The sequence below is a fragment of the Pseudomonas sp. NFPP25 genome (genome assembly GCF_900116505.1).
Taxonomy (GTDB): Bacteria; Pseudomonadota; Gammaproteobacteria; order Pseudomonadales; family Pseudomonadaceae; genus Aquipseudomonas; species Aquipseudomonas protegens.
In genome coordinates this window covers 335,368-347,546 of record NZ_FPBG01000006.1, presented here as the reverse complement: position 1 = coordinate 347,546, position 12,179 = coordinate 335,368, and the positions used below count along the sequence as shown (strand labels likewise).

10 protein-coding genes are annotated in these 12,179 nt (G+C 63.2%); 5 read left to right on the top strand and 5 right to left on the bottom strand.

All coding sequences use genetic code 11. The features are described 5' to 3' along the window. Position 1: 1 nt before the first annotated feature. Entirely contained in the window at positions 2 to 661 is a 660-nt protein-coding gene (locus tag BM382_RS24755) for a GntR family transcriptional regulator (protein ID WP_011060210.1), read from the bottom strand. A gap of 266 nt (positions 662 to 927) precedes the next feature. On the opposite strand from BM382_RS24755, the gene xdhA reads away from it, so the two are divergent. From xdhA to guaD, 4 genes are all read left to right on the top strand, one after another. Next, positions 928 to 2,382 carry a xanthine dehydrogenase small subunit gene (xdhA, locus tag BM382_RS24750; protein WP_019095887.1) on the top strand — a complete coding sequence of 485 codons (1,455 nt, stop codon included), beginning with the start codon at positions 928 to 930 and terminating at the stop codon, positions 2,380 to 2,382. Further along, positions 2,375 to 4,774, top strand: a complete 2,400-nt coding sequence (xdhB, locus tag BM382_RS24745; protein ID WP_011060208.1) for a xanthine dehydrogenase molybdopterin binding subunit — start codon at positions 2,375 to 2,377, stop codon at positions 4,772 to 4,774. Before xdhA ends, xdhB begins: the two co-directional genes overlap by 8 nt. An 85-nt stretch (positions 4,775 to 4,859) precedes the next feature. Continuing rightward, entirely contained in the window at positions 4,860 to 5,702 is an 843-nt protein-coding gene (gene xdhC, locus BM382_RS24740) for a xanthine dehydrogenase accessory protein XdhC (RefSeq protein ID WP_011060207.1), read from the top strand. A gap of 24 nt (positions 5,703 to 5,726) precedes the next feature. Further along, positions 5,727 to 7,031: a guanine deaminase gene (guaD, locus tag BM382_RS24735; RefSeq protein ID WP_019093279.1), complete on the top strand. Its 1,305-nt coding sequence runs from the start codon at positions 5,727 to 5,729 to the stop codon at positions 7,029 to 7,031. Positions 7,032 to 7,114: 83 nt separating this feature from the next. Here guaD and BM382_RS24730 read toward each other — a convergent pair whose 3' ends face one another. From BM382_RS24730 to BM382_RS24720, 3 genes are all read right to left on the bottom strand, one after another. Continuing rightward, positions 7,115 to 7,948 carry a hypothetical protein gene (locus BM382_RS24730; RefSeq protein ID WP_015634766.1) on the bottom strand — a complete coding sequence of 278 codons (834 nt, stop codon included), beginning with the start codon at positions 7,946 to 7,948 and terminating at the stop codon, positions 7,115 to 7,117. 148 nt (positions 7,949 to 8,096) lie between these two features. Then, a complete protein-coding gene (locus BM382_RS24725) occupies positions 8,097 to 9,047 on the bottom strand; it encodes a LysR family transcriptional regulator (protein WP_011060204.1) in 951 nt (316 codons plus the stop codon). A 208-nt stretch (positions 9,048 to 9,255) separates the two neighbouring features. Next, a complete protein-coding gene (locus tag BM382_RS24720; protein WP_011060203.1) occupies positions 9,256 to 10,020 on the bottom strand; it encodes a GntR family transcriptional regulator in 765 nt (254 codons plus the stop codon). A 319-nt stretch (positions 10,021 to 10,339) separates the two neighbouring features. Here BM382_RS24720 and BM382_RS24715 point away from each other — a divergent pair, with 319 nt between their 5' ends. Next, positions 10,340 to 11,530 carry a benzoate/H(+) symporter BenE family transporter gene (locus BM382_RS24715; RefSeq protein WP_015634764.1) on the top strand — a complete coding sequence of 397 codons (1,191 nt, stop codon included), beginning with the start codon at positions 10,340 to 10,342 and terminating at the stop codon, positions 11,528 to 11,530. Positions 11,531 to 11,720: 190 nt separating this feature from the next. Here the strand turns inward: BM382_RS24715 and BM382_RS24710 are convergent, their stop codons facing one another. After that, positions 11,721 to 12,065: a YggL family protein gene (locus BM382_RS24710; RefSeq protein ID WP_011060201.1), complete on the bottom strand. Its 345-nt coding sequence runs from the start codon at positions 12,063 to 12,065 to the stop codon at positions 11,721 to 11,723. Positions 12,066 to 12,179: the final 114 nt, after the last annotated feature.

Genomic DNA, 12,179 nt, shown 5'->3' with positions numbered 1-12,179 from the left:
TTTACGCATCCGCCAACGCAGATACCACCAGATCGCTGCTGCGCTCGGCGTAGGCCGTCAGCACCTGGCGGATCTGCACCAGGTCACGGGCCAATACCGCGGCCAGCAGTTGCTCGAACAACGCCAGGTACTCGCTCATGGATGCCTTGCGCTGGTCCAGCGCCAGGTAATAGGCGCGGCTCATGGCCGGCTGCAGGTTCTCGACAGTCTCCTGCAGGTAGGGGTTGTTGGCGAACGGATAAGCCGCGCGCATCACGCTGAAGCTGTCTTCGACGAAGGCACGGATGTCCTGGCGTTCGTAGGCACTCTCCAGGCGCTGCTGGATCTGCAGGAATGGCGTCATGTCGCTCTGCTGTGTCCAGCCGCTGGCCACCGAGTTCCCCAGCAGGATGTACAGCTCGCTCATCAGCGTGCACAGGCTGCGGACCTTGTGCTCGGTGAGCTCGGTCACATGGGCACCACGGCGCGGCAAGATGGCGATCAGATGGCGGCGCTCGAGGATCAGCAAGGCCTCGCGGACCGAACCACGGCTGACATTGAGGGCCAAGGTGACCTTCTGTTCCTGAATGCGCTCCCCAGGCTTGAGATCCCCGCGAATGATACGTTCGGCGAGGTGGTGAGCAATTTGCTCGGCGAGGCTGTCCGGCGCCTTGAACGTCATGGTTTTCCTTCAAAATCTTTAATCGGCACAAGCCGCGCAGTGTAGCGCAATTGCCACTTCATCGCGGAGTGCCCAAGGGGCGGAATTTGGCACGAAATAAGCAAATTGACCGTGATCCGAGCAATTTTCCATAGCCGTTCATACTTGAATTGTTGGAGTCGAAAATTTCCTGACCTTGAAGTCAGAAAATCATTGACCGAAAAGTCAGACATGACTAAATTCGGCTGACGTCGGTTAACAACAATAATGAGTCTGCGAGGCCTTCCGTGATCCAGTTTTTACTCAACCAGGAACTCCGTAGCGAGCATGCCCTGGACCCCAACCTGACCGTGCTCAACTATCTGCGCGAGCACCTGGGCAAGCCCGGCACCAAGGAAGGCTGCGCCAGCGGCGACTGCGGCGCCTGCACCGTGGTGGTGGGCGAGTTGCAGACGGATGCGCAAGGCGGCGAAAGCATTCGCTATCGCAGCCTCAATTCGTGCCTGACCTTCGTTTCCTCCCTGCACGGCAAGCACCTGATCAGCGTCGAAGGCCTCAAGCACCAGGGGCAACTGCACAGCGTGCAGCAGGCCATGGTCGACTGCCACGGCTCGCAGTGCGGCTTCTGCACCCCGGGCTTCGTCATGTCGCTGTTCGCCCTGCAGAAAAACAGCAGCCAGCCCGACGCCCACAAGGCCCATGAAGCCCTCGCCGGCAACCTCTGCCGCTGCACTGGCTACCGGCCGATCCTCGCCGCCGCCGAGCAGGCCTGCTGTGGTGGGCAGAGCGATCAGTTCGATGCGCGCCAGGCCGAGACCATCAGCCGCCTCAAGGCCATTGCGCCCAAGGACACCGGTGAGCTCAACAGTGGCGACAAGCGCTGCCTGGTGCCGCTGACGGTGGCTGATCTGGCCGACCTTTATGACGCCTACCCGCAAGCCCGGCTGCTGGCCGGCGGCACCGACCTGGCCCTGGAGGTGACCCAGTTCCACCGCACCCTGCCGGTGATGATCTACGTCGGCAACATTGCCCAGATGAAGCGCATCGAGCACTTCGACGATCGCCTGGAAATCGGCGCCGCCACCGCCCTCACCGACTGCTACGACGCCCTGCGCGCCGAGTACCCGGACTTCGGCGAACTGCTGCAGCGCTTCGCCTCGCTGCAGATCCGCAACCAGGGCACCCTGGGCGGCAACATCGGCAACGCCTCGCCCATCGGCGACTCGCCGCCGCTGCTGATTGCCCTGGGCGCGCAGATCGTCCTGTGCAAGGGCGAAGTGCGCCGCACCCTGGCCCTGGAAGACTATTTCATCGATTACCGGGTCACCGCCCGCCAGGAAAGCGAGTTCATCGAGAAGATCATCGTGCCCCGGGCCAGCGCCGAACGGCTGTTCCGCGCCTACAAGGTCTCCAAGCGCCTGGACGACGACATTTCCGCGGTCTGCGCGGCTTTCAACCTGCGCATCGACAACGGCGTGGTCAGCGATGCGCGCATCGCCTTCGGCGGCATGGCGGCGATCCCCAAGCGCGCCAAGAGCTGCGAAGCCGCACTGATCGGCGCGCCCTGGAATCAATCGAGCATCGAGCGGGCCTGCGCCGCCCTGGCAGAAGACTTCACCCCGCTCTCGGATTTTCGCGCCAGCAAGGAATACCGCCTGCTGAGCGCGCAGAACCTGCTGCGCAAATACTTCATCGAACTGCATGCACCGCACATCGAGACCCGGGTGACCGCTTATGTCTAATCATCACAAGGTCGAGAAGACCCAGGCCGAACTCACGGCCCTGTTTCACCAGGACCTGACCAGCGGCGTCGGCCGCAGCGTCAAGCACGACAGCGCCGACAAACATGTGTCCGGCGAAGCGGTGTACATCGACGACCGCCTGGAATTCCCCAACCAGTTGCACGTCTACGCGCGACTGTCGGACCGGGCACACGCCAAGGTCATCAGCATCGACACCGCCCCCTGCTACGCCTTCGAAGGCGTGCGCATCGCCATTACCCACGAGGACATTCCCGGCCTCAAGGATATCGGCCCGCTGCTGCCCGGCGACCCGCTGCTGGCCATCGACACCGTGGAGTTCGTCGGCCAGCCGGTGCTGGCGGTGGCCGCCAGGGACCTGGAAACCGCGCGCAAGGCGGCCATGGCCGCGATCATCGAATACGAAGACCTGGAGCCGGTGCTCGACGTGGTCGAGGCCCTGCGCAAGCGCCACTTCGTGCTGGACAGCCACACCCACCAGCGCGGCGACTCGGCCAGCGCCCTGGCCAGTGCCGAGCACCGCATCCAGGGCACGCTGCACATCGGCGGCCAGGAACACTTCTACCTGGAAACCCAGATCTCCTCGGTGATGCCCACCGAAGACGGCGGCATGATCGTCTACTGCTCGACCCAGAACCCCACCGAAGTGCAGAAGCTGGTGGCGGAAGTGCTGGACGTCTCGATGAACAAGATAGTGGTGGACATGCGGCGCATGGGCGGCGGCTTCGGCGGCAAGGAAACCCAGGCCGCCAGCCCCGCCTGCCTGTGCGCGGTGGTGGCACGCCTGACCGGCCAGCCGACCAAGATGCGCCTGCCACGGGTCGAAGACATGCTGATGACCGGCAAGCGCCACCCTTTCTACGTCGAATACGACGTGGGCTTCGACAGCAGCGGGCGCCTGCACGGCATCCAGCTGGAACTGGCGGGCAACTGCGGCTGTTCACCGGACCTCTCGGCATCCATCGTCGACCGTGCCATGTTCCACTCCGACAACTCGTACTACTTGGGCGATGCCACCATCAACGGCCACCGCTGCAAGACCAACACTGCGTCGAACACTGCCTATCGCGGCTTCGGTGGCCCGCAGGGCATGGTCGCCATCGAGGAGGTGATGGACGCCATCGCCCGCCATCTGCACCTGGACCCTCTGGCGGTACGCAAGGCCAACTACTACGGCAAGACCGAGCGCAACGTCACCCACTACTACCAGACCGTCGAGCACAACATGCTCGAGGAAATGACCGCCGAACTGGAAGCCAGCAGCCAGTACGCCGAGCGCCGCGAAGCCATCCGCCTGTACAACGCCAACAGCCCGATCCTGAAAAAGGGCCTGGCACTGACCCCGGTGAAATTCGGTATTTCCTTCACCGCCAGCTTCCTCAACCAGGCCGGCGCGCTGATCCATGTCTACACCGACGGCAGCATCCACCTGAACCACGGCGGCACCGAAATGGGCCAGGGCCTGAACATCAAGGTGGCGCAAGTGGTGGCCGAGGTATTCCAGGTGAACATCGACCGGGTGCAGATCACCGCCACCAATACCGACAAGGTGCCCAATACCTCGCCCACCGCCGCTTCCAGTGGTGCCGACCTGAACGGCAAGGCCGCGCAGAACGCGGCGCAGACCATCAAGAACCGCCTGGTGGAATTTGCCGCGCGCAAGTATCAGGTCAGCGAAGAAGATGTGGAATTCCACAACGGCCACGTGCGGGTCCGCGAGCATATCCTGACCTTCGAGGAACTGATCCAGCAGGCCTATTTTGCCCAGGTGTCGCTCTCCAGCACCGGCTTCTACAAGACCCCGAAAATCTACTACGACCGTGCCCAGGCCCGGGGCCGGCCGTTCTACTACTTCGCCTTCGGCGCGGCCTGCGCCGAGGTGATAGTCGACACCCTGACCGGCGAGTACAAGATGCTGCGCACCGACATCCTGCATGACGTCGGCGCCTCGCTGAACCCGGCCATCGACATCGGCCAGGTCGAGGGCGGCTACATCCAGGGCATGGGCTGGCTGACCACCGAGGAACTGGTGTGGAACACCAAGGGCAAGCTGATGACCTGCGGCCCGGCCAGCTACAAGATCCCGGCAGTGGCCGACATGCCCCTGGACCTGCGAGTCAAGCTGGTGGAAAACCGCAAGAACCCGGAAGACACGGTGTTCCATTCCAAGGCCGTGGGCGAACCGCCGTTCATGCTGGGTATCGCCGCCTGGTGCGCGATCAAGGATGCGGTGGCGAGCCTCGGCGACTACCGCCACCAGCCGCAGATCGATGCGCCGGCGACACCGGAGCGAGTGTTGTGGGGCTGCGAGCAGATGCGTCGCTTGCAGGTGACCAGGGCCGCGGACCCGCAAGCCGAGCTGGCGCCGCTGTAACGGCCCGCGTCGGCAAGCCGGCTCCTGCAGGAGCCGGCTTGCCGAGGAAGAGGCCCACACAGACAACCAAGATGTCGAGGTGAACATGTACAACTGGATCAGCGCCCTCGCCGACCTGCAGACCCAGGGTGAACCCTGCGTGCTGGTGACCATCATCGAGGAGCTCGGCTCGACGCCGCGCAATGCCGGCTCGAAAATGGTGGTCAGCGCCACCCAGGCCTTCGACACCATTGGCGGCGGGCACCTGGAATACAAGGCCATGCAGATCGCCCGGGACATGCTCGCTGCCGGCAAGCAGGCGACCCATCTGCAGCGCTTCAGCCTCGGCGCCAGCCTCGGTCAGTGCTGCGGCGGTGCCACGGTGCTGCTGTTCGAACCCATGGGCCAGGTGCAGGCGCAGATCGCCGTGTTCGGTGCCGGGCATGTCGGCCGCGCGCTGGTGCCACTGCTTGCCAGCCTGCCCTGCCGGGTACGCTGGATCGATTCCCGGGAGCAGGAGTTTCCCGAGCAGATCCCCCCTGGAGTACGCAAGATCGTCAGCGAAGAACCGGTGGACGAAATCGACAACCTGCCCGCCGGCAGCTATTGCATCGTCATGACCCATAATCACCAGCTGGACCTGGAGTTGACCGCGGCCCTACTCAAGCGCAACGATTTCACCTATTTCGGCCTGATCGGCTCGAAGACCAAACGGGTCAAGTTCGAACACCGCCTGCGTGACCGCGGTTTCGACGCCGAAACCTTGCAGCGCATGCGCTGCCCGATGGGGCTCGGCGAAGTCAAAGGCAAGTTGCCTGTGGAAATCGCCATCTCCATTGCCGGCGAGATCATCGCCACCTATAACGCCCATTTCGGCCAGCCCAGCGCCAGTGCCGAACCCATTGCCAAACTGCTGCCGGTATCACGCCGCAGCCAGGCTGCAAACTGACACGCCACACACTGAGAATCCCCCATGCCTTTGACTCGCAAAGCCTACCGTGCCGCCATCCTGCACAGCATCGCCGACCCGGCCGAAGTCGGCATCGAAGCCTCCTATGAGTACTTCGAAGACGGCCTGCTGGTAGTAGAAAACGGCCGGATCAGTGCCCTCGGCCACGCCAGCGAGCTGCTGCCCGGGCTGCCCGCCGGGGTGCAGGTCGAGCACTATCCCGATGCCCTGATCACACCAGGCTTCATCGACACCCATATCCACCTGCCGCAGACCGGCATGGTGGGCGCCTATGGCGAGCAGTTGCTGGACTGGCTCAACACCTACACCTTCCCCTGCGAAAGCCAGTTCGCCGACCCGAATCACGCCAATGAAGTGGCGGACATCTTCATCAAAGAACTGCTGCGCAACGGCACCACCACCGCCCTAGTGTTCGGCAGCGTGCATCCGCAGTCGGTCAATGCCTTCTTCGCCGCCGCCGAGAAGCTCGACCTGCGGATGATCGCCGGCAAGGTGATGATGGACCGCAACGCCCCGGACTACCTGACCGACACCGCCGAATCCGGCTACCAGGAAAGCAAGGCGCTGATCGAGCGCTGGCACGGCAAAGGCCGCCTGCACTACGCAGTCACCCCGCGCTTCGCCCCCACCAGTACCCCGGAGCAACTGACCCTGGCCGGCCAGTTGCTGACCGAATACCCCGACCTCTACATGCAGACCCACATCAGTGAGAACCTGCAGGAAATCCAATGGGTCAAGGAGCTGTTCCCGGAGCGCAAGGGTTACCTGGACGTGTACGACCACTACCAGTTGCTCGGCGAGCGTTCGGTGTTCGCCCACGGCGTGCACCTGTGCGACGACGAATGCGCACGCCTGGCTGAAACCGGTTCGGCCGTGGCCTTCTGCCCCACCTCGAACTTCTTCCTCGGCAGCGGCCTGTTCAACCTGCCGATGGCGGAAAAGCACAAGCTCAATGTCGGCCTGGGCACCGACGTCGGTGGCGGCACCAGCTTCTCGCTGCTGCAGACCCTCAACGAGGCCTACAAGGTCATGCAACTGCAAGGCGCGCGCCTGAGCCCGTTCAAGTCGCTGTATCTGGCCACCCTCGGCGGCGCCCGGGCCCTGCGCCTGGAACACAAGATCGGCACCCTGCATCCGGGCACCGACGCCGACTTCCTGGTCCTCGACTACCACGCCACTCCGCTGCTCAGCTACCGCCTCAAGCAAGCCAACAGCATTGCCGAAACCCTGTTCGTGCTGATGACCCTGGGCGACGATCGCACCGTGCTGCAGACCTTTGCCGCCGGCCAGCAGGTCCACCAGCGCTAACCCCGGAAAATGAAAATCCCCCGTTCGCCAGACGCGTACGGGGGATTTTTTTGCCTGCATCCAGGCCCGGACTGCGGGCGAGCCTAGAAGGTCACTTCCATGTTCAGGGTCGGTGTCGAGGTGCGGCTGCCACGGCCGCCGTCCACCCCGAACTTGTTGTGCCAGTACTCGTAGCCGACCCCCAGATACAGGTTGGGCTTGACGTTCTTGCCCGGCAGCACTGCCACCATCAACGAGGTACGCATCAGGGTTTCGGGGGCAGTGTCGCGGTAGTTGTAGTCGTGGCCCTTCTCCCCGGTGTAGTTGACGAAACCCTGGAACTTGGCAGCGTGGGTGCCGACTTCGAAAGGTCGCATCCAGGCCAGGTTGAGCAGGTAGGTGTCGTCGAAGGTGTGATCCGGGTCCTTGGCCCCGGGGATCCCGGAATGGTTGTTTTCCTTGTAGTACAGCAGGCTCAGGTCCAGCACCCCGACGGTGTTGAACTTCAGGGTCGGGCCGAAGACCAGGGCACGCTTTTTCGCCGACCCCAGGTTGTTGTTGCGGCTGGCGTCAAAACCCATGGTCAGAGCGTAGTCCTTGATCAGGCCGGTGCCCAGCGGCGTGTCCAATACCCGGGAGGAATAGAGCTGGTGGCGATAGACCCCGTAGACCTCGCTGCTGCCCTTGTTGGTGCCCTTACGCGGGTCGTCGTTGTCGGAGAGCAGCACATCCAGGTGCAGGTAGTTGCTGCCGTACTGGTAACCGCTGGCGTGGGTGAAGCTGTAGATGCGCTTGCTGATGTAGTGCGGGTTGTTCGGGTTGGTGAACTCCTTGCCGTATCGAAAGCCGACGCTGTTGTTCATCCACTCGAGGGCGGCCGCTTCCCCTGCTCCGATCATGCTCATCAGCAGGGTTGCGCCTTGTAGTGCCTTTTTCATTTTTATTATGTCCTGTGGCGGTGTGGCTTTAGGCAGCTTCGCTGGCTGCCGACCGCACGCAGTATCGACACAAGCGCTACAGCGCCCAAAGCACAGAATATCGACCAGGGCGCTGCCGAAATGGCAACACAGGCCCAGGAGGCCGGACTCAGAGCACCGGCTGGCCGAAGGCGCGCTCGGCCCGTTCGCGAAGAGCGATCTCCTCACTGAGCAAATGCGCCAGCGCCTCCACCGCGCTGGGCAGGTCGCGCCCGCTGCGGGCGTAGAGCCCCAGGTCGCTGTAGATGCCGCCCTGGTCGCTCAGGGGAATATGCAACAGCTCACCCTTTTGCAGATCCACCTCGACCCCGACCCGGGTCTGGAACGCCACCCCCATGTTGTGCCGGGCCATCTGCCGCGCCAGCTCCATGGAGTTGCTCTGCAGCGGCGGTTTGTCCAGCAGGCCCAGACGCTTGTGCAGCGGCGCCAGCAGGTGATGGATCGACAGCTCGCTCTTGGCCAGGATCAGCCCGTGCTCGGCACAGGTGGCGAAATTGACGCTGCCGCGCTCGGCCAGCGGGTGGTCCGGGCCGACCAGCGCCCCGAGGCGGAAATGCCCGACACTCAACTGGCGGATTTCCGCGGCCCGTGGCACAGCAAAGGCCAGGCCCAGGTCGGCGCGGCTGTTGATCAGGGCCTGGGGAATGGATTGCGAACCCTGCACGGTCACACCGATGGTCACTTGCGGGTAGTGATCACGCATGCGCTTGAGCACCGAGGGCAGCAGATCCACCGTGGCACCTTCGGCGGTGGCGATCTCGACGTGGCCGCTTTTCAGGCCGCGCAAGGCGTCGAACTCCAGGCGCACCCGCTCCAGGTCCTGCAACACCAAGTTGGCGTGACGGCTGAGAATCTCCCCGGCCATGGTCAGGCGCAGGCCGCCGGGCAAGCGCTCGAACAGCGGCGCGCCGATCTCGTCCTCGATCTTGAGAATCTGCCGGTTCACTGCCGAGGACGCGACATTCAAGCGCCGGGCAGCCTCGCGGATCGAGCGGCAGCGCCGGACCATGTCGAAATAGTGGATCGCGGAGGAATGAATACGTAGCGTTCTGCCGCTCATGCCGCGGGCTCCTTTCGCAGGGCGAGAGGCGAGCCTTGGCCGACTGCTGCCGGGCCATGCGCCTCGAAGCAGGCACTGTATACAATCTGAAACAAAAACCGCAACAAAATGCCCAAGCCAAGGCCCGGCAAGGGGCCGCAGAAACAAGAATCCCTCGCTCCGTGCAGCACACGAAGCGAGGGATTGCTTGAAACGCAAGGCTTGCAGCTTAGAGCTTGGCGCTTGGCCGCCCCGGTTTCTTGGTCTGCAGCAAGTGCGAGAACACCGCATGCAGGTCGTCCGAGGCACTTTCCTCGTCGAGGTTGAGCTTGCTGTCGATGTGGTCCATGTGGTGCATCATCAGGTTCACCGCCAGCTCGCCGTCCCGGGCTTCGATGGCATCGATCAGTTGGGTGTGCTCATCGTAGGAGCAGTGCGAACGGTTACCGCTTTCGTACTGGGCAATGATCAGCGAGGTCTGGGACACCAGGCTGCGCTGGAAGCTGATCAGCGGGGCATTCTTCGCCGCTTCCGCCAGCTTCAGGTGAAACTCCCCGGAAAGGCGGATACCGGCACCACGATCGCCACGGGAAAAGCTGTCGCGTTCCTCGTTGACCATCTGCCGCAACTCCAGCAGCTGCTCGGCAGTGGCATGCTGCACGGCCAGTTCGGTAATGGCCCGCTCCACCAGGCGCCGGGCGAGAAATACCTGGCGGGCTTCCTCGACGCTCGGGCTGGCGACGACCGCGCCACGGTTGGGCCGCAGCAGGACCACGCCTTCATGGGCCAGGCGCGACAGCGCGCGACGGATGATGGTCCGACTGACTCCGAAAATCTCCCCCAGCGCCTCTTCGCTCAATTTGGTGCCCGGCGCCAGGCGCTGCTCGAGGATGGCCTCAAAGATGTGCGCGTAGACAATATCGTCCTGGGTTCCGCTGCGACCGGCTTTGCCTGCTCGCGGTTGTTTCTTGAGAGGTTGCAACTGTTCGTTCATGGGCACTCGGGTCGGGAGGACTGCGGCGATTTCAGCGTGACTTTAATACGCCACGGTGGGTCGCTGGCAAGTATCGCGTTAAAACAGGGGCACATTGTACACAACCCATGGCCATCACTAGCAAAAAGTGTTGTCGGGCCCGCGACTTGTTCAACGACTGTACGGCTATTTGTAGTCACGGCTGTATTGCAATGCAAAGTTACTTTTAAGTTTAGGCTTGGACCTGGAACCCCATTACTGGCCCATTGCTCGAGCCCGCCTCGATCAATGCGCGCCGGATGTGGTTTTTTGCGTCTTTCAAGAACAAGGAACAGCAGTAATGTCCGATGCCACTCCCGCGCAGCTACGCCCTCTGGCCGACACTTCGCCGTCTGCCATAGTGGCCGGCTTCATCGCCATGATGACCGGCTACACCAGTTCCCTGGTGCTGATGTTCCAGGCCGGGCAGGCCGCCGGGCTGACCAGCGGTCAGATTTCCTCGTGGATCTGGGCCATTTCCATCGGCATGGCGGTGTGCAGCATCGGCCTCTCCCTGCGCTATCGCACCCCCATCACCATCGCCTGGTCGACCCCCGGCGCCGCTCTGCTGATCACCAGCCTGTCCGGAGTGACCTACGGCGAAGCCATCGGCGCCTATATCACCTGCGCCGTGCTGGTGACCCTGTGCGGCCTGACAGGCAGCTTCGAGCGGCTGATGAAAAAGATCCCGGCGTCCCTGGCGGCGGCCCTGCTGGCGGGGATTCTGTTCAAGATCGGCAGTGAAATCTTCGTCGCCGCCCAGCACCGCACCGGCCTGGTGCTGGGCATGTTTCTCACCTACCTGGTGGTCAAGCGCCTGTCGCCGCGCTATGCGGTACTGGCTGCGCTGCTGATCGGTACGGCCTTGTCCGGGGCCATGGGCCTGCTGGACTTCAGCGGCTTTCACCTGGAAGTGGCGACCCCGGTATGGACCACGCCGCACTTCTCCCTGGCCGCCACCATCAGCATCGGCATTCCGCTGTTCGTGGTGGCCATGACCTCGCAGAACATGCCGGGGATCGCCGTGCTGCGGGCCGACGGCTACAACGTCCCGGCTTCGCCGCTGATCACCGCCACCGGGTTGGCCTCGCTGCTGCTGGCGCCCTTCGGCTCCCATGGCATCAACCTGGCGGCCATCAGTGCCGCCATCTGCACCGGCCCCCATGCCCATGAGGATCACAGCAAGCGCTACACCGCGGCGGTGTGGTGCGGGATTTTCTACGGCATCGCCGGGGTCTTCGGCGCCACCCTGGCGGCGCTGTTCGCCGCCCTGCCCAAGGAGCTGGTGCTGTCCATCGCGGCCCTGGCACTGTTCGGTTCGATTATCAACGGTCTGAGCATCGCCATGAGCGAAGTGAAGGAACGGGAAGCGGCGCTGATCACCTTCATGGTCACGGCGTCGGGGCTGACGCTGTTCTCCATCGGCTCGGCGTTCTGGGGAATTGTTGCCGGGGTGGTGACCCTGATGATCCTGAACTGGCGCAGCGCCTGAAGGGCTTCGCTGGCAAGCCGGCTTCTACACCGACCGGCGCTCGCTCACGCGCCGGCTTGCCGGCGAACGGCGCCCACGACAACGCCCGGGGCTGGCCCGTGGCAGAGGCAAGGATACAAAGGGGAAAATCGACAGGTTGCCCTCGGGCAACAACGCATGAGCGACCCGGACGGGTCGCTCATGCATGACATCACGCGACTGGGTTGATCGCGTTGTCCGGGTACCACACGTCCAGCAGCGGGCTGACTTCAACGGTGGTCAGCTCGGTGCGCGCCTTGAGCCAGGCTTCAACGGTGGCACGTTGCTCTTCGCTGACGGAACCGCGCTTGCTCAGGCAAACCAGACCGAAGTCGTCGCCGCCTACATAGCCCAGGCCGTTGGCTTCCATCGCTTCTTTGAGGAATGCGTCGAGGAAAGCGTCGATAGCTTCGTCAGCCAGACCTTCTTTGAAATCCAGGTTCAGCTCAAAACCCAGCTCCTGAAATTCATCTACGCAGAGTTTTTTGCGCAGACGGCGGGAACGGTTAGTGGCCATGGAACAATCCTCATAAGTAATAACGGGCGGCACTTTACCAGTTTAGGCAGGCGATTGCCTGACTCTATGAGGATGCAACCCTGCCATTGGTAAAAAAAATACCGCCCCAGCGGC